Annotated in this window: 17 protein-coding genes, 1 tRNA gene and 1 pseudogene; 4 read left to right on the forward strand and 15 right to left on the reverse strand. The window is 65.1% G+C overall.

Annotation, left to right across the window (positions count from 1 at the left end):
- Positions 1-5: 5 nt before the first annotated feature.
- The gene (locus L6Q96_08345; GenBank protein ID MCK6554573.1) at positions 6-950 is read left to right on the forward strand and encodes a hypothetical protein; all 945 of its coding nucleotides are present in this window, start codon (positions 6-8) and stop codon (positions 948-950) included.
- Positions 951-1,892: 942 nt separating this feature from the next.
- On the forward strand, positions 1,893-2,339 hold the full coding sequence (locus tag L6Q96_08350; GenBank protein MCK6554574.1) for a phasin family protein: 447 nt from the start codon (positions 1,893-1,895) through the stop codon (positions 2,337-2,339).
- A gap of 138 nt (positions 2,340-2,477) precedes the next feature.
- On the opposite strand, the gene L6Q96_08355 is transcribed toward L6Q96_08350, so the two are convergent.
- Positions 2,478-3,056: a septal ring lytic transglycosylase RlpA family protein gene (locus L6Q96_08355; protein ID MCK6554575.1), complete on the reverse strand. Its 579-nt coding sequence runs from the start codon at positions 3,054-3,056 to the stop codon at positions 2,478-2,480.
- Between the two features lie 487 nt (positions 3,057-3,543).
- Between L6Q96_08355 and L6Q96_08360 the strand changes: the two genes are divergently transcribed.
- Complete coding sequence (locus L6Q96_08360; protein MCK6554576.1) at positions 3,544-3,795, forward strand: helix-turn-helix transcriptional regulator; 252 nt, start codon at positions 3,544-3,546, stop codon at positions 3,793-3,795.
- 86 nt (positions 3,796-3,881) lie between these two features.
- Here L6Q96_08360 and L6Q96_08365 read toward each other — a convergent pair whose 3' ends face one another.
- A complete protein-coding gene (locus tag L6Q96_08365; GenBank protein ID MCK6554577.1) occupies positions 3,882-4,589 on the reverse strand; it encodes a cyclase family protein in 708 nt (235 codons plus the stop codon).
- Positions 4,590-5,167: 578 nt separating this feature from the next.
- Here L6Q96_08365 and L6Q96_08370 point away from each other — a divergent pair.
- On the forward strand, positions 5,168-6,997 hold the full coding sequence (locus tag L6Q96_08370) for a thrombospondin type 3 repeat-containing protein (GenBank protein MCK6554578.1): 1,830 nt from the start codon (positions 5,168-5,170) through the stop codon (positions 6,995-6,997).
- A 95-nt stretch (positions 6,998-7,092) separates the two neighbouring features.
- On the opposite strand, the gene L6Q96_08375 is transcribed toward L6Q96_08370, so the two are convergent.
- From L6Q96_08375 to L6Q96_08435, 13 genes and pseudogenes are all read right to left on the reverse strand, one after another.
- On the reverse strand, positions 7,093-9,525 hold the full coding sequence (locus L6Q96_08375) for a tetratricopeptide repeat protein (protein ID MCK6554579.1): 2,433 nt from the start codon (positions 9,523-9,525) through the stop codon (positions 7,093-7,095).
- Between the two features lie 51 nt (positions 9,526-9,576).
- Complete coding sequence (locus tag L6Q96_08380) at positions 9,577-10,758, reverse strand: hypothetical protein (protein ID MCK6554580.1); 1,182 nt, start codon at positions 10,756-10,758, stop codon at positions 9,577-9,579.
- Positions 10,759-10,883: 125 nt separating this feature from the next.
- Positions 10,884-12,575, reverse strand: a complete 1,692-nt coding sequence (locus tag L6Q96_08385; protein ID MCK6554581.1) for a right-handed parallel beta-helix repeat-containing protein — start codon at positions 12,573-12,575, stop codon at positions 10,884-10,886.
- A gap of 252 nt (positions 12,576-12,827) precedes the next feature.
- Positions 12,828-12,901, reverse strand: a tRNA-Met gene (locus tag L6Q96_08390).
- A 227-nt stretch (positions 12,902-13,128) separates the two neighbouring features.
- On the reverse strand, positions 13,129-13,875 hold the full coding sequence (locus L6Q96_08395; protein MCK6554582.1) for an rRNA pseudouridine synthase: 747 nt from the start codon (positions 13,873-13,875) through the stop codon (positions 13,129-13,131).
- A 196-nt stretch (positions 13,876-14,071) separates the two neighbouring features.
- A pseudogene (gene scpB, locus L6Q96_08400) lies at positions 14,072-14,638 on the reverse strand (SMC-Scp complex subunit ScpB).
- A gap of 4 nt (positions 14,639-14,642) precedes the next feature.
- Positions 14,643-15,458, reverse strand: a complete 816-nt coding sequence (locus L6Q96_08405) for a segregation/condensation protein A (protein ID MCK6554583.1) — start codon at positions 15,456-15,458, stop codon at positions 14,643-14,645.
- Positions 15,455-16,459, reverse strand: a complete 1,005-nt coding sequence (trpS, locus tag L6Q96_08410; GenBank protein ID MCK6554584.1) for a tryptophan--tRNA ligase — start codon at positions 16,457-16,459, stop codon at positions 15,455-15,457. The genes L6Q96_08405 and trpS overlap by 4 nt, the downstream gene beginning before the upstream one ends.
- A 163-nt stretch (positions 16,460-16,622) precedes the next feature.
- Positions 16,623-17,282 carry a site-2 protease family protein gene (locus tag L6Q96_08415; GenBank protein ID MCK6554585.1) on the reverse strand — a complete coding sequence of 220 codons (660 nt, stop codon included), beginning with the start codon at positions 17,280-17,282 and terminating at the stop codon, positions 16,623-16,625.
- 71 nt (positions 17,283-17,353) lie between these two features.
- Positions 17,354-18,271: a site-specific tyrosine recombinase XerD gene (gene xerD, locus L6Q96_08420; protein ID MCK6554586.1), complete on the reverse strand. Its 918-nt coding sequence runs from the start codon at positions 18,269-18,271 to the stop codon at positions 17,354-17,356.
- A gap of 13 nt (positions 18,272-18,284) precedes the next feature.
- Positions 18,285-20,978: a [protein-PII] uridylyltransferase gene (glnD, locus tag L6Q96_08425; GenBank protein ID MCK6554587.1), complete on the reverse strand. Its 2,694-nt coding sequence runs from the start codon at positions 20,976-20,978 to the stop codon at positions 18,285-18,287.
- Between the two features lie 153 nt (positions 20,979-21,131).
- Positions 21,132-23,720: a DNA mismatch repair protein MutS gene (gene mutS / locus L6Q96_08430; GenBank protein MCK6554588.1), complete on the reverse strand. Its 2,589-nt coding sequence runs from the start codon at positions 23,718-23,720 to the stop codon at positions 21,132-21,134.
- A 38-nt stretch (positions 23,721-23,758) separates the two neighbouring features.
- On the reverse strand, positions 23,759-25,348 hold the full coding sequence (locus L6Q96_08435; GenBank protein MCK6554589.1) for a VWA domain-containing protein: 1,590 nt from the start codon (positions 25,346-25,348) through the stop codon (positions 23,759-23,761).
- Positions 25,349-25,362: the final 14 nt, after the last annotated feature.

Here is a 25,362-nt window from a genome sequence, read left to right on the forward strand (position 1 = left end):
ACGTAATGAACGGCTCTGGAGGAACCGTATGGGTCGGAGTGCCGGTCACCGTCGGCGTGGCAGTGATCGTGCGCGTCAGCGTTGACGTTGCCGTCCGGCTGGGCGTCGGTGTCGCGGTCGGCGTTCGCGTCGAGGACGGCGTCCGAGACGGCGTCACCGTCGGCGTTTCGGTGGCGGTGCGTGTCGCCGTCGGCGTACCGGACGGCAGCGGCGTCGCCGTCGCGGTCCGCGTCGACGAAGGCGTTCGAGTTGCCGTCGGGGTCGGACTTTCCGTGGCGGTCCGGCTCGGGACGCGGGTACGAGTCGGCGTCCGCGTGGGCGAGGCGGTCACGGAAAGGAACGGACGCGGAGTCGATGTTGCCGTGCGTGTGTACGTAACGGTTGCGGTCCGCGTCGCCGTACGCGAAGGGCTCAGGGTACGACTGGCAGTCGCGGATGGTAGACCCGTCTGTGTCGGAGCAACCGCAGTTACGCTCGGAGAAGGCGTACTCGTGGCAGCGGGCACGCGGGAGCTGCTCGGCGTCGGCGTGACCGATGGCGTCGCCACACCAGACTGCGTGGCGGTAGCGCGCGTCGTTGACGTCGGCGTCGTCCCCGCGGATGCAACTCGCGATGCCGTCGGGGACGCCGTCACAGTCAGGCTGGGCGTCGGGGATCCCGGCCCCACTGGGGTCCCGGTCCGCGTTGGCGTCGCTGCCGGCGCGCTCGCGCTAGGGCTCGCCGTAGCCACCGCCGGCACCGAGGCTGTAGCCGTTGGCGAACGACCCGGTTGTCCGGTTGCCGTGGGCGTCAAGAGACGGGAAGCCGTAGGGCTGGGCGTTGTCGTGGGTATTCTCGGTGGCGTCCACGTAGGGGACGGTGAAACGGTAGAAGTTGGGACTGTCTGCTTGCCCACGCGCAGCACCATAGCCCGCCGCGGCCCGATCTCTCCACCGGCATCGCGAACCTGAACAACGATTCGGGTATCGCCCGTCGCAAACTCGTTGTCGCCGTCGATGAGCAGGCAGAATTGCACCTCGGGTCGCGCGTCCGACATGAAAGCCGGCGAACCATGACGGTTGACGGTGCACGCCCTGACCGAGTTCGTGTTCACGGCAAACCCGCAACCGAGGTCGTTCAAGGCGTCGGTAACCTCCTTGCGCTCCGAAAAATCCTCGGGATCGAATCCCGGCACGCCACCACCAGCGCACACACGCCGATCTCCCGCCCCCAGAGGACGCGACACCTCCACCTGCAGGTCGGGACGGGCTCCGGTGTCTCCGGGGCGCGAGTCGAACACCTTCAGACCGACCGGTGACCCGGTGGCCCCACGGTCCGCTTCGACGACGACATAGAACCCGGCCCCAATGGATCGTTGATACACAGGGGTACCGTCTGCCCCGACCTGCACAGGATCGATCGGCGTTCCGTCCGCAGCCGCCATCCCCAAGAAGGTTACTATCGGACCCAACGCCGGTGTCACCGTCGGCGTCGGAGACGGCGTCGGTGCCGCCACGATCTGAGCCACGAGCGCCGCAAGGTCCGCCGCCGACACGCCGCCATCGGCGTTGACGTCGACACCCGCGCAGGTTGGTGAAGCCGGTGCGATGCCAAAGACGGCTCCAACCACGATCTCCGCATCGGTCAGACCAACCTCGCCGTCGCAGTCGAGATCGCCACGGGCTATCGCCACCAACCCGCCGGCGGCCCCTGAGCCCCACAGCATCAGGCCAATAAACCAGGCCCACACTCCCACTTTGCCCATTCGCCTCGCACGCAGTCCCGACGGTACGCCGTCTTATGCCGCCCGCAGATCGGACCCGTCAAGCCGCCGTCCTGGCGGCCGGACCCCCTTGCCAAGCGGCGGGACCCGGTAGTAGAAGTCCGCCACCTCAGGCAAGGGAGAGATGTCAATGGCTAAAAGTGCGCGATCGCGAAACGTCGAACCTGCCAACGAAGTCATCGGTCGACTGCAGCAGAGCATGAAGGACTTGCAGCGCGAGGCCCGCAGCCTGCTTGGCCGCACGCGCAAACAGGCAACCAGCCTGATCTCCAGGGATCAACGGCGCGCTCTCGATCGGCTCTTCTCCCAGGCCCAGAGGCTACGATCGGACCTCGAACGCCGCGCTCAACGCGCGTCCAAGGATGTCGAATCGCGCGCCGAGCGGTTCCTCTCGACCCTCGAGAAGGAAGCGGCAAAGCGCATATCCCCTTTACTCAAACGCCTGGACTTGCCCTCACGCCAGGAAATCCACAGCCTGTCCCGACGCATCGGCCAACTGGAACGGCGCGTTAGGACCGTAACCCGTGCGACCTCGACCCGAGTCCGGGACAAAGGCGAGAGAAGCGCGGAAAGTTGAACGGCCGAATTACGGCATAAGAAAGGGGCGCCACCCCCTTGCCGTCCCACCTCCATCCGACGCTATCCCGGGGCCCCGATAGCCCGGATCTCGGCAAGCGCCAAGTGAGGACCGGCCACCCCAAAAGCGACGATCGGATCAGCCCTCCGCCGCCGTCGGCGGGCGCCACTCGAGGCGGGGCGCGGCCAACCACGCTCCGCTGGACGAGACCGCATCCGTGCCGACCACTTTTCCATGGGCCGCCAACGCCTCGGCACGAGTAGCTCGCCCGTTCCGGCGTACCGCCGCATCCCGCTGCTGCGCCGGCGCTGACGCCAGCTCTATGAGCACGCGAGCAACCCCGCGGCTTACCATTCCCAAACGTCGCGCCGCCTCATACGACAGATCGATCCCGCGCCGATACTTGTATGGCCCACGGTCCGTGATCTGTACGACTACTGACCGCCCGCTCGACAAGTCGGTCACGCGCACCCAGGTACCGAGCTCGAGCGACCGATGCGCGGCCGTCAGCTCGTTCGGGTTGAAGCGTCGACCCATCGCCGTGCGCCGGCCGGCAAACTCTCGACCGTACCAAGACGCATGCGTTACCTGCTGCCACCCCCGCGCGACCGGCCAACTGCCAAAGTCCAGCGCATGCGAGGTCGCAACCGCCCCAACGGTCAGGCTGAGAATGAGCGTGAAAAAGGTGAGTAAACGAGTCGTCGTGGTAGTGGCCATAGACCCCTCCAATCGGTGTCATGCGACCCACAACTGGAGAGGTACTCCACACCACCACCGCTACCCACTGGCGTCCCACGGGCCCCACGCCGCTTCCGCGACGATCCGCTCGTGGCGACTCCTCTCCTTGAAAGCCTGCGAAGTTAGCTGACGGGTTAGAGCTCAAAGAGTTGCCCCTCCCGGGCTCAAGCCCGGGATTCACCCCAGTAACGTGGTTCCTCCGCTCCCCGATTTCTCCAGGGACTCGGCTCGGTCGCGTCTCTCTTCTGACAAACCGGGCTAACGATATCAACCCCCCCTCAGCCACATTTTCCCCCGAAGCGTCACTGTACTGACGCCGCCCGGTCCCGCACGGACCTCGACAGCACCATCGAGAAAACCGGTCATCGGCGTGGCACACCCCCTGCTTCAGTCTAAAGCAGGGCCTACGGCTCAGAAAGCCAGGGAACCACGGCTCGAATCGAGAGGTACAGGAGCTCAGAAACAGATGTCCAACGCAAAAGACGGATCGAACATCAGCCTCCTCCGGCACCAGCTCAATATGACGCAGGAGGAATTCGCTCACGCGCTCGGGGTCACCGTATCGACCGTTAACCGCTGGGAGAACGGCCACATCGAGCCCAGCCGCCTTGCCCGACGCGCCCTGCGCGAGCTCGAAGCCCAGGTTCACCCGGCATCCGCTGCGGCGGCAGACGCCGTAACTATCGCTCCCGAACCCCTGATGGCGCGCGCGAGTTGATGCCCCTCGTGTCAGTCGCCGCAACCGCAAGCCGCAGCGTCGTAACGGGGCGTGGCCGGACCGGAAACGGCTATTCCACGCCCCGCTCAAAAGATCAGAGCGGCGGCCCGCATGGGGGCCCCCCCGCGGTCGGCGATGGCAAGGGGAAACCCCACAAAGACCAGATTCTTTTCTCCCAGCAGGCTACCGAGATTTGTCAGGCCTTGGACCACGGGGATTCCGGCCTGCGCGAACGCCAGCCGCTCAGCCCATACCTCCTCGGGCGGCCGATCCTTATCCATCAGATCGGCGTATCGGCTGAAACTACCAATACTTGGCATATCGGTCGCCAGTGCCCGAATGCGCTTTTGAGCTAACCACTTGGCTGCCTGCAACGACAGCGGCGGGTACGCCGGCCACTCCTCGTCCTCAGGATGCGCATAGCCCACGAACAGCAACACGATTTCGTTGCTCTGGATGGTGTAGCTCTCCAGATCGGTGATCTGCAGCGGACTGTGACGATCCTTCCAACGTAGATCGACCAGCCGGGCCGGGCCGTACAGACGATCCAACGGGACCTGGTCGCTCCGCTCCCCACCCTTGACCAGCCGCCCGGACGGGTCCAGGTGCGCCCCGAGATTACTCACCAGCCGGAAGTAGGTCAGCCCGAAGGCATACTCCTCCTTCGATGGAGTCACAGGCTCGAAGGGAATACGCGGCGGCACGCCGAGGAAATCCGCAGCACGATACCCGATCTGTCGAACGATCAGATCCTCGGTGATCACCGGCGAAAGGTCGACGATCTTGCGCGGCATCGGAACCGATCTGATGCCGTCGGATCGACAACCCACCGCCCCTACCGCCACCGCGACGCACAACAGGCGGGGCCACCACCCACGCACACTCCTTCGTTTGGTCATACTGAACTCCTCACTTCCCGAGTTCGACTGAATCCTCACTGGCGGCGATGGCTGGGCCTCGGCCACCCCCAAAGACACGTGACCGGCCGTCCCCGGCATAGTCGACTGCCACCGGCTGTAGCAAACACGCCGGCCAGAGTCAGCAAGAAAACACCAAGTCGGCCACCGGATTTCTCCCGGCAAGGACTCGTCTGAATACCTCGGCCCCGAGTCGGACGCTGCGGGCTCCGTCGCTCGACAATGACTTGCCGCACCTCCCGGGACTCGAAACCGGAAACCGGTCGAGGGGTTCAACGTACCCCGATTGGCACCGGAAACCGCGCGCGGGGCCGGAACAACCTCTGGTGTACATCGCAACCACGATGCGCTATATGCTTTATCAAGTAACCTGCGCATTGGGTGCAGCGAGAACATCAGCACCGAGATTAGTCGTTTTACGGACGTGCAGCGATCGTCCGCAGGGGAGGAATACGATGAAACTGGCTGCTTGCGTTCGCGCCTTCTCACCGGCGGTTGGCCTTGCCATGGCCGTCACCCCGCTCGCCCAACCGAGCCTCTCGTTCGCCGGCGAACCTAAGATGGTGATCGCCATCTCGGGTAGCGGCACAATCGGCGGCGTTCCGGTACTCAACGAAGACCTGCTGCTCTGCGACCCGGTCAGTCTTGGCGAAAACAACACCATCTGCGACTGGAGTCTTCTCTTCGACGGCAGCTCCGCCGGTTTGAACTCGGCCGTCAAAGCGGTCGACATCCTCCCGAACGGCGGCATCGTGATGCGGGTAAACATAGACGGCTCTATACCCGATCTCTCGGCCATCAAGTCGAAGGACCTCGCGCTGTTCGTACCCGACGATCCGACCACGCTACCCTACGCGAGTGGAGAATGGCGCCTCTACCTGGACGGCGACGCCGTAAAGGGATCGAGCGACAGCCGCGTTTGGACCGGTATGGACGTCGTGACCGACGGCACCTGCGAAAACCAGAACCCGCCCACCTGCGACGTCCTGTTATCCCTGCCGTCGACGGCAACCCTCGGCGGGATCACTTTCAGCGATGAAGATATCCTCAAGTGCACGCCGACAGCCTGGTCGTCCGGCGGGTCCATTACGGCCTGCAACTATTCCCTCTTCCTCGATGCCAGCGCAATCAACGGCGGCGGCTCTGGGAGCTTCACCTCCGACAACTGGGCCTTCGACCTGATAGAACCTGATACCCTGCTCTTCCGTGCGCCAAGTTCCGGCATCGGCCTGCCCCCGAATCAGCCCTCGCGCGATATCCTGCGATACGTCGGCACCTTTGGGGCCTCACCGGTCGGCGCCGTCGATCTGTTTTTCGACGGTTCCACGGGCGGACTCAGCGCCGAGACCGTACACGCGTTTGCGGTCTATCCCGACGGTGACGACGATGGCGTCCCGGATGGCCTTGACAATTGCCCGAACGACGCCAATCCGAGCCAACTGGACAGTGACGGCGACAGTCTCGGCGACGCCTGCGACTATTGCCCGTTCCGTGCTGCGGCCTGCATCTGCGGTGACGCGGTCATCGACACGCCCTCCGAAACCTGCGATCTTGGCCCCGCCAACGGCCCCACCAGTCCGTGCTCGTCGACCTGCCAGGTACAGGGCGAGTGCATCGGCGGCCCTACCCCCGGTGCCGTGTGCGCTACTGATGCTGAGTGCGGCGCCGGTACGTGTTGCGGAAACGGACTAACCACATCTCCCGAAGCCTGCGACGACGGCAACGCCGTCGCGGACGACCTCTGCGACAACTCCTGCCAGTTGACCACAGGGGGCATTCCGGTCCTCGGTTGCGAGGACGTGCTCGGACCGCACATGATTCCCGCTTACGCAAAGGCAAGATTCACCGATACCACCAAGGTTCCGGGCCCCTTCGACAAGCACACATCCAGGGGCGACTTCAACCTGCCGGCGGGGATAAGTATCGACCCGGACAGCCAGGTGGTCACTATTATCTTCAACCAGACGGCGAGCCTCTTCGCGGCAACGCTGAACCCGCCAGGGGCATTCGTCCAAAGCGGTCAACCGACCAAAGAGAAGTGGAAGTTCAAAGATAAGGAGGGAGATGTCGCCGGTGCCCTCGGCCTGGTCAAGGCCCTTTTCGGGCTGCGCGAGAACAAGATCAAGTACGTCTTCGCCAGCAAGTACATACCGGCGATCATCGACACGACGGCTCCAATCAAGGTGCGCCAGACGATCCGCATTGGCGACGACTGCGCCACCGCGGTGGTCGCCTGCGAGGCGAACACCAAGGGTACCGCATTAAAGTGCTCGTCGACACCGTGAGCATCTCTCAACGGACTGGCGTCGCACCCCGGAAATAGGTGGCGCCGGCGGAGGATGCGGAGGGTGGGCGAGGAGGACTGGCGGGCAACTCCCCGCTACTCGACACCCGCCTTTCCGGCCGCCATCTGTGCGCCGCGCATGGCTTCCAGCTTGTGGCGCGCCCGGGCATTGCCAGGATCGACCTTGAGCGCATCTTGCAGTTCACGGATGGCGTCCTGCGTCTTGCCCTGCTTCCACAGTGCCGTCGCGAGGTCGGTGCGAATTGCCGCGCTCGGGCGCTGTTTGAGCGAGTCGCGATAAGCCGACACCGCGTCATCGAGCTTGCCCTCCTTCACATACACCTCGCCAAGATTGTTGTACGCCGGCACGTAGGCCGGGTCGACTTCGATAGCCCGACGGAACTGGGCGATCGCCTCCACGTTCTTGCCGAGCTTATCGAGGACGAAGCCGAGGCCGTTGTGGGCCTCCGCACTGGGACTTGCCGCGATCGCTTTCTCGTAATGTAGCGCTGCCTCCTCGAACTTATCTTCGCCAAGCAGGGCGACCGCGAGATTGAAATGAGCGGGGCCACACTCCGGATCGAGGTCGATTGCCTTCCGGTAACTGTCGATCGCCTCGTCTTTCCTGCCCAACTGCTGCAAGACGAAACCAAGGTCGCTGTAGATCTCCGCCTTCGGTTCCACCGCCAGGGAGGCCCTATACGCCTCCACCGCGCGCGCGGGATCACCTCGATCGATGAGCGCCAGCGCCAGGTTGTTGTTCGCTTTGGCGTGCTTCGGGTTGGCGCGCAAGGCCTGCTCGAATTGCTCGATCGCCTCCGCCGTCCGCGCCTGCTGGAACAGCGTCCAGCCGAGCGCGTTCAGAAGGTCGGGGTTACTGGGTTCTACTTTCAAGCCCCTGCGAAAGGCGCGCTCGGCGCCGGCGTGATCTCCGGTGCGCTCGTTGGCCTCCCCCGCCCTCAGGAACGAGTACGCATCCAGAAACTCCTCGCGCACATGGGTAATCTCGTCGGGCGCAAGTCTGACGAACTCGGGTATGTTGGCCGCTCGGTCGGTCGCCGTGAATCGTTCGAGCAGCACCGGCGGACTGTCCTCACCGTTCTCGTCGATATGCGTGAGGAACAGTTGCGTGTACGGCGTGTTCCATTTCGAGGAGAAGACGAGCCAGCGACTGTTGGAAGACCAACTGTGCCACGAATTCATCCGCGGCGTGTTGGCGCGCAACCGTCTCGGCTCCCCGCCCTGAGCCGGCATGATGTAAAGCTCGCTATCGGGCTGCAGCAGCATGTAGCTCCTCGCCTTGCAGAACACGACCCATTTGCCGTCCGGCGAGTACTTGGGGAAATAGTTGCTCATACCGTTGCCGGATGCTCCGGGCAGAGGTTCCGGCGTTCCGCCCTGCCCATCGTTGAACGGAATCGTGTGGAGGTCGTAGCGGAAAGGCCGCTTCTCGGAGACGAACTCGGGGACCTCCTTCTCGCTGAGCAGGATACTTTGAATCTGACTGATACGCTCGGCCTGGTAGACCTTCGCTTTCGCAAAGATCAGACGCTTGCCGTCCGGACTCCAGGTCGGGTTGCTCTGCACGAACTCCGGATCGTCCGCACCCCTCAGCGGCTGGAAGCTCTTCGTCTCACGGTCGTACGTCACCAGAACTCCCTTGATGGGAAAGAAGAGCTGCGAAAAGGTGATCTCCGGCGTGGCGACGAATACCGAGCGGTCTTTTAGAGTGCTGACCACATAGCGTCCGTTGGGCGATACCTGAGAAAGCAGCCCGAACGTGAGCTCCCCGTCGTCCCGCTTGTAGTCTGCCCAGGTGATGATCTTAGAGTCATCTAGACGCATCTCTTTGGCCACGGGGAGGATGGCATAGGCGCCCTTGTCGTTGCCGTAGTCGACGTCGAGACCAAGCACGCGACCGTTGGCCGAGAACGAATGGCAGTTCCCGCAGACCGGGAGGTCTTGCAGAACGATCGGCGGCGCGGCCTCTGAGTCGATCGATCCGAATCGCCACCTGATCCGCGAAGGATCCCTTACCGCCGACAGAAACGGCAACGGGACCTCTCGATAGAAGATCGAGTCGCCCACCTCGTCCGTCGACGTCTGGATACGCACCCTGGCCGACGACAGAATCTTCGCCGGGTCACGACTATCGACTCCGGCCACGACAACCGTGGCATCTTTCTCCAACGATCGCCGCTTGATTTGTGCCCAGTCCTGTTCCGACGGACGCCATCGTCGTTCTGAAGCCGAGAACATGAACGGCGGCTCGCCGTCCCCGAATTGCGTCACCACAAACCAGCGGTCGACGCCCGCCGAGCGATCGTCCCAGACGAACGTCGGAGCGACAATCTCCGGAGGAAACAACGTGCCGTCCAACGGGTAGGTGACGGTCAGCCTTCCAGCGGCGCCGCTCGGGCTGCTCGTCAGGATGTCTTGCGCATCCGGCAAATCGTCCCGGAGAACCATGAACAGTCCCGCGACGAGCCCGGCGAGCAGAACCGTAACTGCAACGATTGCCGGCCGCATTCTCCGGCGAGGCTGCGGCTTCCGGCGCTTAGTATTGCCCATATCCTCGGCCTACGGCGTCGTGGCTTGCGATAGCGGTAAGGCTGCAACTACCTCGGTCTCGCAAAGGAGATCGGCGCGGCATAGCGGCGCCTCGACCAGCACGGTCGGAAAACCGCCGAAGCCCCGGTCGCGAAACAACGAACGCAGGCGTGCCCCATCTTTCGGATACTTTACATAGGTTACTGCCGAAACGACATTCCGAAAAGAGGCATCTTGCGCCGCGAGCAACGAGGAAATGTTCATCAGCATACGATCGACCTGCGCCACGAAATCCCCCGGATGCACCGTACGACCCGCTTCGTCGACGCTGGCCGTCCCGGACACGTAAAGCGCGACTCTGTTGGCTTCCACGACCTTGAGACCGCGGGAAAAATCGGCGCCGTAGTCCGGGGCCTCGTTGAGACTCGGGGCGGACATCCGTCCGATCTCCATGGGTCGCGGCGACCGTGCGGCGTACAGGTTGATCGAGAAGTTGTGCCGCTCCGGAAGGAGCCCTCCGCCGACACCGGTGCTGGCAGGGAGTAGGTCGATGCCCCTCTGCCGCAAGAACTCGCGGCGAGCCCGATTCAGAGCCGCGTAGTCCCGTTCGATGTCGCGCACGTATATCCACGTGCGAACCACGTCGCCGAAGGTCATCCCTGCCGCCTCCAGAAGGACCTCCGCGGAGACGAACATGTCGTACGCTTCGTCGAAAGCGTTTCCTCCCAAACCGTAGATATTTCCTGTGTAGGCGGACGTCCAATCGGCAACGTGGACAAGCCGCGCACGAACCCGTGAACACCCGGGGCACTCGCAGCGGGACTCGACACGGACGTCCCGCGCAACACCACCGGCGGTTGAGCGGCGCGGAACCAGAGCCAGCACCGCCACCTCGAGAGATATTCGTTCATCGAGCGGCGGCTGCTGCACCAGGGTTGTCACCGCCCCGGACGATCGGATCGCTTCTCCGAGAACGCGCGCTCGCGCGCCGATGACCGCATCGCCGTCACTCTGGATGTCCCGGAAATAGACGGCCTCACAGACGACGTTCTCCGGCGACGCCCCTTCATCGGCGAGAAGAGAGGCGACTGCCCTGTACAGGGCCTCAGCCTGAAGGGCTGGCCTCGCGGTTCCGTCTGGTCGGCAGAGGATGTAGAGCTCGTGTGCCTCGGGGCCCGTAAAGCGGCGAACAATAGGCCGGGGGTCGTTCATCTAGATGGCACGGCCGCAAGCGCCGCAAACGTTCCCCCGCAAACGCTCGCGGCGCGCCGACCGTTCCGGTTGGCGCGCCGCGTCGAGGCTCGACTCCAAAGCTTTCGCCGCAGTCGCCTCCCGCTCTAACACCCGGGAAGGGGATTGGGGAAAGAGGTGCTCAGGATATTGTCCTCGAAGCAGTTGCCGCTGCCTCCAAATGCGATCGCGTCATTCGCCAGGAAGGCAAATGGGTGACCGATGGGTGGCGATGTGCCGTTATTTACAAAGCGATTACTCTTGATCCGGTTGTTGTCAGGGGAAGGATCGAAGTCCGGCACATTATCCACGCAATTGAACGCCGTCCCGTCCACGACCAGGCAGTAGTCAACCACCGCAACCCCATAAAAGCCGTTGTTCTCGATCAAATTATTCTCGACCAGGTTGCTATCCGGTCCCAGCAGCAGCACTCCTCCGCCCGTGGGCAGGGCACCTGCCATCGACGACGGCGGCGCCGTGTTCGCCCTGTTGTTGTCGTAGACATGGTTACGGGTCACATGCCATCGGTTGGACTGCTTACGCTCCAAACCCGGCTGCATGTAGAGACCGATCCCGACAGTGTTGTTGTATGCCTCGTTGCCTCGCAGGAGGATGTCGTCGCTGTTCGAGACTTCGAGTCCCGTGACGCTAGTGTGCAGGACGTTGTTGACGACGCGGACGTTCACCGACGTCTCGACCCACATGGCGCTGTCGTCGGAGCCATAGGAAACGTTGCGGCTCACCAGTCCTTTCGCGGACAGCGTCGGCCAGATGCCGTTTTCCTTGTTGTCGATGGACTCATTCCCCTGAATCCTGAAGTTGTCGACGTAGCGGGTGACTATACCGTTCTTGGGGAAATCCCGAATCACGAAGCCCCTGATGGTAAAGCCGTCGATACGGCCGCCGGGGGCGGAGGGCTCCACGACCACACCGTTCTTCTGTCCGGGAACGGCCTTGAGTACGACCCGGTCATGACCGTACTTCCGGCCAATCAGCCGGATACCGTCCTTGCGGACGCTCACGGCGTTCTGCCCACCGTGCGTCTCCTCGTACAGCCCCGGCATCACGACGATCGTGGTTCCCGGAGCGGCGGCATCGACAGCCGCCTGAATAGAGCTTCCGGGGAAGACCTTGATCAGCCGCTTGCCGCTCATCGCCGGCGTGGATGTGCCCGTCGGAGTCGGAGTCGGGGCCGACGATGTCGGTGTCGGGGTGGGGGTATCGACGGGCGGCGCCGCGCACGCCGGATCGAGGCCATCGACGAGACCATTACCGTCGTTGTCGAGACCAACCGCGTCGGCATCGTACGACATGTCTTCCTGGGTGCTGCTGCACGGATCGGTTAGGTTGTTGTTCGCCAACCCGTAATAGGGCGGGAGGGAGGTTTCCGGTAAGACCGCCGGCGCCGGGTCGGGCTCACCGGTGACACCCGAGCCCGGGAAGTGACAGGTCACACAGGCCGTCACACCCTCACTCGCGTGATACAGCCGCAAACCGTAGCCGGTAGCTTTAGGTTGGCCACTCAGGAGAGATGTGTGACCGTAGTCCTGCGCGTGACAACCGGAGCAGCCGTACCCCTGGGCACTGTAATACGTCAGGACGGGGGTATCCCCACCGAATAACTGATGGCAGAGGGTGCAGCTCGTGATGCCGAAATCGTTCTGATGCCGCAGATGGAGCGTCCCAACAGACGGCCCGCCTTGAAAGCCGGTGTGGCACTGCACGCAACCGTTGCCCACACCGTCGTCGTAGCTCGGATAGGCGTCGGCCCGCGCGACCCATATCGCAGCGGCCGCCACAGCCAGGGCCCCGATCGCCGCTCGACGACATTTTCCCGTTATCCCGCGCATACTTCCCCCGATCTCCCAAGGAAATTACTGTCCACCGAAAACTACCGACTTTGGTGGCTATACTCCGTCCGCCAGCGGACAGTCAAGCATTATCGGTAGCCTGCAGGGGTGCAGACACAAAATTCTCACGGACACCGTCAGGGAGCGCCCCCAACGCACGCGGGCCCGGTAACCGTACCGGTCACCGGGCCCGCCATCCAGTTGCGGGGGGAGGATTTGAACCTCCGACCTTCGGGTTATGAGCCCGACGAGCTACCGGACTGCTCCACCCCGCTGCAAGAGCGAAGGGATTAGCTGCCGTCCGTGCCGATGTCAACGGAGGCGACGCGCACGGCCTGCCCGCGTACGCGCCTCGTTTGCGCCCGCAGCCCCCGCCGAAACCCCGTCACACCCGCACCCAACTTCCACCGCCCGAAGGGTCAATCGGCCGAGAGACGTCGGGAGTGCATCCCAACGCCGAACACGCGCGGAGCGCGCGTTCCGTTCTCCACCCGGACTGGGGCTACAGGCCGACCGCCCGGCGTAACTCGTAGACCTCGCGGTCGGTCAGATCTCGCGCCGCTCCCGGCGGCAGCTTGCCGAGTGCCAGCGGCCCCAGCGCCACCCGGCGCAACTTCTCGACCGGATGGCCCACCGCCAGGCACATCCGCCGCACCTCGTGCTTACGCCCCTCCGTCAGCTCCAGCTCCAACCACGTCTTATCGTCCTGCTTCCTCACCACACGTACCGCCGCCGGCGCCGTGAGCCCCTCCTCCAGCCTGACCCCCTGAGCCAATCGCGCCACCGTCTCCGGCGCCGGCTCCCCTTTGACCTTGGCCAGGTACACCTTGCGGACACCGTAACGCGGGTGCATGAGCCGCACGGCCAGCTCGCCGTCGTTGGTCAACAGGACGAGGCCCGATGAGTTGAAGTCGAGACGGCCAACCGGAAACACCCGATGCCGAACGTGCGGCACCAGGTCGCGAACCGTCGGGCGCCCCTCCGGGTCGGAGAGGGTCGTTACCACGCCGGTTGGTTTGTGCAGCAGCACGTAAACCAACGGCGCCACCGGCAGCGGCTTGCCGTCAATCGTGATCCGGTCGCGGCGGAGGTCCGCCTTCGCCCCCAGTTCCGTCACTGTCCGGCCGTTCACCCGGATCCGCCCCGCCGCAATTATCGTCTCGGCCGTGCGCCGCGACGCAACCCCCGCCCGCGCCAGGATCTTCTGCAATCGTTCCGGCCCCGGGCCCGCCGGCGGCGGCCCCGGCAACGTTGCCCGCTGCCGCGACAAGGTCGGGCGTAACGGCCTCGTGGCCGGCTGACTCGGCCGCGGCGGCCGCGGCGGGTGTGCCGGCCGGCTCTTCGATTGGCGACGCGGACGCTTCTCCATCTGGAATGGGTCCTAACTCGTGGAGCGTGGGCAACTCGTCAAGGGCCTTGAGACCGAAGGTCTCCAGAAACTCCGGGGTGGTTCCGTATAGCAGCGGCCGCCCCACCGCCTCCTTGCGCCCGGCGATCATGATGAGCTTGCGGGCAAGCAGCGTGTTCAGGACACCGTCGACGTCCACGCCGCGAATCGCTTCGATCTCGACCCGGGTGACGGGTTGTTTGTAGGCGACGATCGCCAGCGTTTCCAGGGTTGCCCGGCCCAGGCGGGCCGGTTTCTCGCGGAACAATTGCCGCACCCACTCCGCATTCTCGCGGGCAGTGCGGACCTGATAACCCCCGGCGACCTCGTACAGCCGGATCCCGCGCTGCTCGGCAACATAGCTTTCCTGCAAGGATCGCAGCGCCGTTTCGACTTCCTTCGAGCTTGGCCGCGGACCGCTGGCGCCGAGGACCTCCACAAGCTTGCGCAACGACACCGGCGCACCGGCCGCGAAAAGCACGCTTTCGATAATCCGTTCGATACGCTCTCCGGCGTCCCGGTCGACGGGAGCGTCGGCGTGGACCTGTTCGACCTCCTGGTCCGGGGGAACCCCGTCGGCCTGGAGATCGTCGCTCGCTTCGGTTTCCGCTTCCTTTGTGGGCATGGGTTCAGTCCTGATTCGTCTCGTTGGCACCTTCAGGGTCCGGCTGACGGGCCTTGCCGTCGTAGTCGTCCAGCAACCCGAACTCCAGCGACGCCGGGTCGTCGGTGGCGAGCTCTATGACGATCCTTCCGAAGAGATCGGCCTGCACGGCTCGCACCGCCCCCATTTTCATCAGCTCCAACAGGGCCAGAAAGGTCACCACCATCTCCAGCCGCGTGGCGGTATCGTCGAACAGGCTGTCGAAGTCGACCGCACGCTTCCGCACCAGGCGGTCGAGCAGCACTTGCGCGCGCTCGCGCAGCGAGACGCGTTCGGTAACCACCTCGTGCACGGCCTCCGGCCGGGCCCGCGCCAGCACCGCTTTCAGTGCCGCCAGCAACTCCCAAGTGCTCACCTGCAGTCGCGGCACCCCGGCATCGGCGGGTAGCTCGACATCGGCGAACGGCTCGCGGGCGAAGACGTCGCGCTGGAGGAGCGGCCGCTCCGCCAACGCCAGCGCCGCTTCACGGTAACGCTGGTATTCGAGCAACTGGCGGACGAGATCGGCCCGCGGATCGGCTTCCTCTTCCTCCGCGTCTTCCTCCGACGGCGGTAGCAGCATGCGCGACTTGATCAGCATCAACGTCGCCGCCATCACCAGATACTCCCCGGCGACGTCGAGACTGAGATCGCGCATCATCTCGAGGTACTCCATGTACTGCTCGGTAATTCGAGCCACCGGAATGTCGACGATCTCCACCTCGTCCTTCTTGATCAGGTGGAGGAGCAGATCGAGCGGCCCCTCGAAAATATCGAGCTTGACCCGGTAGGGAGAGGTCATCCTACGCGCATCGCCCCGCGCACGTCGGCCATCGTCGCTACCGCAACCTCGTGCGCCCTTGCATTGCCACGCACGAGCGCGGCGTCAACCTCTTCCGGGTGCGCGGCGAAATGCTCATGACGCGCACGGATGGGCGCCAGATCCGCAATCACGTGCTTGATCACGACCTTCTTGCAATCGAGGCACCCGATGCCCGCCGTGCGGCAGCCGGAAGTCACGTACTCGATCTCGTCGGGAGTGCAATAGATGCGGTGCAGGTTGAACGCGGGGCAGTCGTTCGGTTCGCCCGGGTCGGTGCGCCGCACCCGCCGCGGGTCGGTCATCATTCGACTGAGCTTGCGGTCCACCTCCTCGGGCGTATCCGAAAGAAAGACCGCGTTGTTGTAACTCTTGCTCATCTTACGGCCGTCGGTGCCAGGCACTCTCGGCACCGCCGTCAACAACGCTTCGGGCTCGGGAAACACCGGCCCGTAAAGGCCGTTGAAACGCCGCGCAATCTCGCGCGTCAGCTCTATGTGCGGCGCCTGATCGACCCCTACCGGTACTCCGGTCGCACGATACATGAGAATGTCGGCCGACTGCAGCACCGGGTAACCGAGAAGGCCGTAGTTGAGCGTCGAGGCGTCGGCCTCCTCGTCGACGCTCAGCAAACCCAGATCGCGCGCCTGCTCCTTCACCGTCGGATTACGCAGCAGCCAGGGGGTCGGCGTGATCATCGACAGCAACAGGTGAAGCTCGGCGTGCTCCTTGATCGCCGACTGGCAGAACAGCACCGCCCGCTCGGGATCGAGACCGACAGCCAGCCACACGGCCACCATGTCCCGCACATGCGCGGCAATCGCCCCCGTGTGCTCGGGATCGGTGGTCAGCACGTGCCAGTCCGCCACAAAGAAGAAACAGCGCCGTTCCTCCTGCAACCGCAGCCAGTTGCGCAGCGCACCGTGCAGGTGCCCGAGATGCAACCGGCCCGTCGGACGCATACCACTGACGATCACGCTCATTCCGCCGCCCTCGCCGCCATCCCCGCCTGGCCCGCCGAAGCCGAGATACGAAACCCCGAACCAAGAACCGAAAGCGCGGCCACCGAGCGCGGAAAAACATCCCCTCGTCCCCGGCATGGATTGTGCGTTACGCGCTCCCCGCGCGGGTCGACCGAGCCGCTCGTCACAGCAGCACCCGGAGCATGACCGTGATCACCGGACCGATGACGCCGTCGAGCACATCGGTGGCCAGCAGTCCGACAACGATCAGCATTCCGTACGGCTCCAGACGGGCATACGCTCGTGCCAGATCCAGCGGCAGCAAACCCACCATCACGCGCCCGCCATCCAGCGGCAGAATCGGCAGAAGATTGAAGACCGCCAGTACGATGTTCACCACGATGCTGTTCTGCACCATCAAAGTCAGCGGCGTGAGTCCCGCAACCAGCGGCGGCGCGTAGACCGAATCGGCCGGCACCTCCATCCCCATGAGCAACCGCAGAACGACGGCACTGGCCACGGCGAGCAGAATGTTCGTCACCGGCCCGGCCGCGGCGACGAACATCATGTCGCGCTTGGGATGGTGCAGATTGGAGTAATTGACCGGCACCGGACGCGCCCAGCCGAACAGGAACGGGGCCTTGATGGCGATCAGCACGAGCGGCACGAGTACCGACCCGACCGGATCGATGTGCGGCAGCGGGTTGAGAGTGAGCCGACCCGCTCGCGCCGCCGTCGGATCGCCGAGGCGGTACGCCACCATCCCGTGCGCCACTTCGTGCAAAATGATCGCTGCCAATACCGGCAGGGCCCATACCGACAATTGCTGGACGAATGCTTCCACGTGGCTGGGACGGTAGCAAATGGGATGGGTGGGGGGAAGGTGAAGGAGGGGCTTGGGGGCTTGGGGACAGTTTATGCGCGGGGGTGGAACTTGCGGTGGACGGCGCGCAGGCGGTCGCCAGCTACGTGGGTGTAGATCTGGGTGGTCGCAATGTCGGCATGGCCCAACATCATCTGTACGGCACGCACATCGGCACCGCCGTCCACGAGGTGAGTCGCAAAGGCGTGGCGGAGCGTGTGCGGACTGATCCGGCCGGCCAGTCCGGCGCGCCGCGTGGCGGCACGCAGGCGCCGCCAGAATGCCTGTCGGGTCAGCGCGCGCCCATAGCGATTCGGGAACAGATAGGTGCTCGCCCGCCCGCGCAATAGCGCCGGCCGCGTGTCCTGCAGGTACGCCAGCAGCCGCGCACGCGCGCTGCGGCCGATCGGCACCGCGCGCTCCTTGCGTCCCTTGCCAACCACCGTCAGGTAACTCGCCTCCAGATTAACCTGACTCACTCGTAGCGCCACCAACTCCGACACCCGCAGTCCGGTGGCGTACAGCAGCTCGATCATCGCCACGTCGCGCCGACCGATCGTTTTGCTGCCGTCGTCCGCCAGCAGAGCACCCACCTCGTCCGGCGCCAGCGAACGCGGTAGTCGCAGATCGAGGCGCGGCAGGTTGAGATCGCGGGTCGGATCGGTCGCCAATACGCCCTCGCGAACGAGGAAACGGAAAAGGACGCGCACCGCACTCAACATGCGGGCCCGGCTGCGCGCACTCAGGCCGCGCGCCTGAAGCGCATCGAGGAACGCCACCACGTCCCGTGGCTGTGCCGCACTCGCGGTCCGAACGCCGCGGCGCGCGCACACTTCCGCAAACGCCGCGAGGTCCCGCCCATATGCCTCGAGGGTGTTCGCGGAAAGTCCGCGCTCGGCGGCCAAGTACGTCAGAAACTGATCGACATGACCGTCGACGCCGGGCAACGCTGGGAACTCTGGTGCCGGCATCCGCGCCGACCGTTCACGCACCTGCGGCGACGGCGGCCGGCTCCGTAGCCGCCGGTTGAGTCGTCAGCCGTGTGTACAGATCGGCGCGCACCCGCTCCAACCCTTCGGGATCGGTAAGCTTCCGCCCCTGCAGGTCGGTGACGTAGAACACATCGAGCACCTGATCGACGTTCGTCGTGATCTTGGCGATGTGAATCGAGAGACCGAGGTGGAACAGAGCATTGGCGATCGAGAACAGGACCCCGACCCGGTCCTGCGTGTACACGTCGAGCACGGTGAAATGATCGGAGACCTCGTTATCGATCTCGATCTCCGTGGGCACGCGCGGCACCACCCGCGTGGCGAAGATCGACGGCCGCACCGACTCGGCAACCACCCGTTCGACGTCGACCTCCCCCGTCAATACCCGCGCCAGGGTCACCTGCACGCGCTCCCAGCGCTCGGGACGCTGCGCGGCCTCCGCCTGATCGCCGTGCGAGATGCGAAATACGTCGAGCGCCATGCCGCGGGCGCTGGTGTTGATGCTCGCGGTCAGGATGTTCATGCCGTGCGACAGCAATATCCCGGTGAGCATCGAGAACAGGCCCGGACGGTCCGGCGTAATCACGACGAACTCGCTGAACTGACGCTCGGGATAGTGCTTCACCTCGCTGATGAACGGATCGTCGCTCATCGCGCGCACGAGCTGCAGATGGTGCAGGACGCTCTCCTCCGGCGTGCCGAGGAAGTAGCGGTCGGGCATGTCGCGCAGAAAAGCCCCCAGAACCGGCCCGAGCGACAGATCCGCCGCCACAGCAGCAATCCGCTGCTTGACCCGTGCCGTCCGCTCCGCCACGTCTTCCTCGACGAACGCCTCGCGCTCGAACACGTCCAGAGTCTGCAGGTAAAGGTCCCGCAACAGCATGTCGTGCCAGTTGTTCCAGATCTTCGGCGCTACCGAGCGCATGTCCGCAAAGGTCAACAAGTACAGCTTCTTCAGATTGTCGAGCGTCTCGACGCGCCGCGCGAAGTCAATGATCAGGCGCTGGTCGTGGATGTCGCGACGCTGCGCCAGATGGGACATGACCAGGTGGCAGGCCACCAGGAACTCCAACTGCTCGGCGTCGTCGCGATTGAGCGCCAACCTGGCGGCAACGGCGCGCGTCATGCGCGCCCCGCGTTCGGGGTGGCCGCCGCCGTGTCCCTTGCCGATGTCGTGGAGGATGGCCCCCAGGTAAAGGATCTCCACCCGGTCGGCGTCGCGCATCACCTGGGTGAGCAGCGGCGCCGCATCCTCATAGGCCCCTGCCCGCAACAGTTCGAGTTCGCGCACCAGCCGCAACGAGTGCTCGTCGACCGTATAGATGTGATACAGGTCGTGCAGCACCATGCAGAGCAAAGCCCCGAATTCCGGCAGGAAGGCTCCCAGCACGCCGACCCGGTGCATCTCGAGCAGCGTCTCGTAAACCCGATGCTTGCCGCGCAACACCTCGAAGAAGGCATCGACCATGGCCGGCGAGCTGCGTTCCGCTTCGCCGACGAGATCCAGGTTGGCCCGCAGCAGCCGCTTCGTCCCGCTGGCGATCGGCACCTCCTGGCGCTGCGCATCGGCGAACACGCGAATGAAATTGGCGGGATCGGTGTGCAGCACCTCGACCCCGGTGATCGACAGCATGCCGTGGCCGACCACCACCCCCGGACGAATCTGCCGGCGGTTGAAGCGGCCGATGAGTCGCTGCGGCAGCGGCCGCTCGATACAGCGTTCACCGACCATTTCGCCGAAACGGTTTACCGTCGCGGCGTGCAGGTAGTAAGTCCGCATGAACTCCTCGACGCCCTTGCGCGTCGCCGTGTCCACGAAGCCGAGATCGGCCGCCAGCCGTTCCTGATACTCGAACGTGAGCTGGTCCTGATGCCGGCCGGAAAGAAAATGCAGGCCGTTGCGCACCCGCCACAGGAAGTCCCGCGCGGCGGCGATTTCCGCCATCTCGCGTTCGGTAACAACTCCCTTCTGCACCAGATCTTCAACTGCGTGGATCTTGAACTTCACCTTCGCCATCCACATCGCCGTGTGCAGATCGCGCAGCCCGCCCTCTCCCTCCTTCAACTGCGGTTCGAGCAGGTACACGGAGTCGCCGAACCGTTCGTGCCGTGCCCGAGTTTCTCCAAGTTTCTCCTGAAAGAACCGATCGGCACTGCGCGCGGCGTCTTGTTCCACCGCGGCCGTTAGCTCCTCATGAAGCGACCGGTCGCCACACAGGAACCGCGCATCCAACAGCGCCGTCCTCACCTTGAGATCGCTGCCCGCCAGGCGAATGCTCTCCCGCACATTGCGCATGGCATGGCCGACGTCGAGTTTCGTGTTCCACAGACTGTAAAGGATGCTCTCGGCAACGTGTTCGACGTACGGCTCGCGCTTGTACGGGTAGAGGAAGAGCAGGTCGATGTCGGAACATGGGTTGAGCTCCCCGCGTCCGTAGCCGCCCTGCGCGACGACCGTGCAGCGCTGATCGATGCGAGAATAGCGGGCCACGTAGGTCGCCACCGCGGCGTCAAAAAGCGTCCGCAAGACCTCGTCCATCGCCGCCGTGTACCTCTCGACCACCGCGGAGCCGGCCGCACCGGCGAGGTGCTCCTTGAACAGGTGCGCCCGGGTCGCATCGAGGTACTCTCGCGCCTGCTGCCCCCAGTCGGTATCCGCCCTCAGGGGACCGAACGACCTCCGCACGACCTCCCCCGCGCCGCCCTCCGTCAACGTCGTAGGCTCCCCGCCATGGCCTTCAGCACTCGCCCGCACCGTCCTAATCTACCTTTCCTGAGGCGCGGCAGAAAGACCGTCTCGATCCCCGAGCCAGGCGTACCACCGTGTGCCCGACGTCCATCAGGCATCCTTGCGTGCGCGCTCGACCAGCTCGTGCAGGCGCGCCAGCGCTTCCATCGGCGTCAGTCGGTTGACGTCCATGGCCGCCAGCTCGTCCCGCAGGCGGTTCTGAGGCGGCGCGAACAGTGCCAGTTGCGGGCCGGCATTCGCGGTGCCCTCGGCGAGCCGTGGCCGGCCGGCGTCGTCGAGTTCGCCCGCTTCGAGGTTGCGCAGAATCTGACGCGCGCGCTCGATCACCGGCGACGGCACCCCCGCCAGCGTGGCTACCTGAATGCCGTAGCTCTGACTTGCCGGCCCGGGAACGATGCGGCGCAGAAAGACCACCTCGCCCTTCCATTCGCGCACCGCCACCGAGGCGTTGCCGATGCGCGCCTGGGTGCGCGCCAGATCGGTCAGCTCGTGGTAATGCGTGGCAAACAGCACCAGCGGCCGCCCCGGCGCCGCGTGCAGGTGTTCCGCCACGGCCCAGGCGATCGAGATGCCGTCGAAGGTGCTCGTACCGCGCCCGATTTCGTCCAGCACCACCAGACTGCGCGACGTAAGATTGCCCAGGATCTCGGCGGTCTCCTTCATCTCCACCATGAAGGTCGACTCGCCGCCGGCGAGGTTATCGGAGGCGCCGACGCGCGTGAACAGGCGATCGACAAGTCCGATTTCCGCGGCACTGGCCGGCACGAAGCTCCCCATTTGCGCCAGCAGCACGATCAGCGCCACCTGGCGCAGATACGTCGATTTGCCCGCCATGTTCGGCCCGGTGATCGTCAGTATCTGAGGGCCGTCCGGATCGAGGGTGCAATCGTTCGGCACGAACCCGCCGCGGCCGGCAAGCGCCTCGACCACCGGGTGCCGGCCATCGCGAATGACCAGCCGCCGGTCCCGAGTGAGCTGCGGCCGCACGTATTGGTGCCGCTCGGCGACTGCGGCCAGCGCCGAGAGGACGTCGAGGCGCGCCAGGGTCGCCGCGGTGCGCCCGATCCTCTCCTGCTGCGCCGCCAGGTCGGCGACGAGGGCGGCGAATATCTCGGCTTCCCGGGCCCGCAGACGCTCCTCGGCGCCGACCACCTTGGCCTCGTACTCGCCAAGCTGCGGGGTGGTAAAGCGCTCGGCGTTCGCCGTCGTCTGCTTGCGCTGGTAGTCGGCGGGAACTTGCGGCAGATTCGGCCTGGTGACCTCGATGTAGTAGCCGAAGACTTGATTGTAGCGCACCTTGAGCGAGCCGATCCCGGTGCGGCGCCGCTCCGCCGCCTCGTATTCGGAAATCCACTGCTTGCCGCTGTGCGCAAGGGTCCGGAACTCGTCGACCTCCGCATCGCAACCGGCGCGGATCAGCCCTCCCGCGCTGACCGCCAGCGGCGGGGAATCGACCAGCGTCGCCGCAATGCGCGCCGCCGTGTCGGGCATCGCATCGAGATCGGCCGCCGCCGCCGTCAGAACCGACGGCGCCGGCGCCACGAGCCGAGTGCGGATCCGGGCGACGCGTTCGAGGTTCGCCGCCAGTCCGGCCACGTCGCGCGGGGTGACACGCGCCGCCGCCAGCCGCCCGTTGAGCCGCTCGATATCGCCGATCGGCTTCAAGTCGGCTTCGATGTCCTGGCGCAGACTCGGGTGCTCGCGCAGATACTCGACGGCATCGAGGCGCTCCCCGATCGCCGCCAGGTCGGTCAGCGGCGCGACCAGCCACTGGCGCAAGAGGCGGCCGCCCATCGGCGTCGCCGTTCGATCCAGCACCCACAACAGCGCTCCTCGCCGCTCGCCCCGCAGTGTCGTGAGCAGCTCGAGATTGCGCCGGGTGGCCTGATCGAGCACGAGCCGGTCGTGACCGCCGCCGAGATCGACGAGGCGCAGGTGCGCCGTTCCGGCACGGTGGGTAGCCGCGATATACCGCAAGCAACCCGCAAGCGCCGCCCGCGCGGCCGCGGGCAGCGCCGGCGCACCGCTGCGGGCGAGCCACTCGTCCGCAGCGTCGACCCGGAAGTCGTCGGCGGGCAGACGGCTCGTGGACACATCGGGGACCAGAGCTATCGCCGCGGCCGCCAGTGCCTCGTCCGTAGCCGAGACAAGGAGCTCGCGCGGACCCAGCCGCCCCAGTTCGTCAGCCAGGACGGCCGTGTCCGGGAGCGTCGAGACCCGCACTTCTCCCGTCGACAGATCCACGGCCGCGACGCCGACGCTGTCGCCACCGGGCTCCGACCCGCCACGCACGACGGCAACCAGATAGTTGGGCGCCTTCGGATCGAGGCACTCTTCCTCCGTGACGGTTCCGGGCGTAATGACGCGCACCACGGCGCGCGCCACGAGGCCCTTGGCGGTTGCCGGGTCCTCTATCTGCTCGACGATGGCGACCTTGCGTCCGACCGCAAGCAACTTGGCTACGTACGGCTGTACCGCGTGATACGGCACACCACACATGGGAATCTGCACTTCGTCCTTCTTGCTGCGCGTGGTGAGCGCCACCTCGAGGATCGGGGCCGCGATCTCGGCGTCCTCGAAGAACACCTCGTAGAAATCGCCGAGGCGGAAGAAGACGATGGCGTCGCGATGCCGGTCCTTGACACGCAGGTACTGCTCCAGCATCGGGGTGATTTTCATGGGCTTGGGGGCTTGGGGGCTTGGGGGCTTGGGGGGGGTTACACTTTCTTTCGCCTCCGGCCGAGGTAGTCGACGAGCAGGTATTGGCCGAGGTGGTCGGGGCGGGTGTAAAGGGCGCGTCCCTTGTTGATGCGGGTCATACGTTCCACAAACGCGCGCAGACTGGGACTGTCGTCGAGCATGAACGTATTGATGGTTATGCCCCGTCGCGTGACACGCTCTACCTCCTTCAGGGTTTCCTGCGCGGCACGCAGGCTGATGCCGCCGAACGAGAGCGGCCACTCACAGTAAAGCCTGCCGCGTGAGAAGTACGCCGTCGGCTGCCCATCGGTGATGACGATAATGTGCTGATTGGTACTGCGATGCCGGCCGAGCAGTTCGGTCGCCAGCCGGAGACCGTCCTGCAGATTGGTGAAAGGGTCGCCCATGTTCCAGCTCGCTTCGGGCAGATCGCGGGCCCGCAACTCGACGGCGCGCGTGAAGAAACCGACGATACCGAAGTAGTCGCGGGGGAAGCGAGCCCGGACGAGGCTTTCCAGAGCCAGCGCAACGCGCTTGGCGGCGGCAAACCGCCCCTCCCAGCTCATCGACCAGCTCATGTCGAGCAAGAGCACCGTCGACGCGGTAGTCGAAAGATTGGTGTCGAAGACCTCGAAGTCGCCCGGCCGGATCTCGATCGGGACCCCCGCGCGGCGCCCGAGGCCCTTTTTCAGGGTACCCACAAGATCGATGTTGAGGGGGTCGCCGTAACGATACGGGCGCGTCGCATCGGGTCGCACCTCCATGATGCCGCGGTGGTCGCTATGGTGACCTCCGGGCCGGTCGCGCAACAGAGTATGATATATCTCGCGCAGCGCGAGTTGCCCGACCTTACGCACCCCCTTTGGCGAAAGCCGGGTGCGCCCCTCGCGTTGCGCAAGGTAGCCGGCCTCGTGCAACAGGGCCATCATGCTTCGCAGGTCCTCGAAATCGCGACGCACACCGGCCCCGAGCAGGCCCTCCACGTCACCGCCGTCGATACCGTCGAGAGTGCCGGCTACGAGTTGTTCCTCGAGCCGCTTCAGACGCTCGATTTCTCGCATCAGATCCAGCGCCTCGTCGTAGCCGAGCGCTTCGCGACCGTGGAAGAGCTCTCCGAAACGGCGCTGGAAATCCTCCAGCGCCCGGATGTCGTCCAGCTCGTCGAGCAATTCCTCGATAGCACGGCGCGCCTCGTCGTCAGCGAAGTGGCCTTCGCGCAGGCGCTCCAGCGCCTCGGCGAGCCGATACGGCAGCTCGGCGAGTTGACGCAGGCGGGCGGCCGCCGTGGGGTCGTCGGCCCGCTGTCCCAGCGCATCGCGTTCGAGGTCGAGCGCGTCATCCAGGCGCTGTCGCCGCTCGTCAAATACGTGGTCCAGATTGAACGTGCGATAGCGCTCACGGAGCTGCTCACGCACGCGTTCGAGGATCTCGTCGAGGCCGACGACGCGCATCCCTTCCCACTCCACCCCGTGACGCATCAGCCAGTCGAGCGCCTGCTGGAGATCGTCGGTGTAAGAGAGGTACTCGGCGAGCTTCTCGAACACCCGGTCCGCCTCCAACCGCACCCGCTGGCGGCCGTCCCATTCGGTGTAGCGCAGGGTGAGCATGGAGCCGGTGTCGG

The organism is Candidatus Binatia bacterium (assembly GCA_023150935.1).
Lineage (GTDB): Bacteria > Desulfobacterota > Binatia > HRBIN30 > HRBIN30 > JAKLJW01.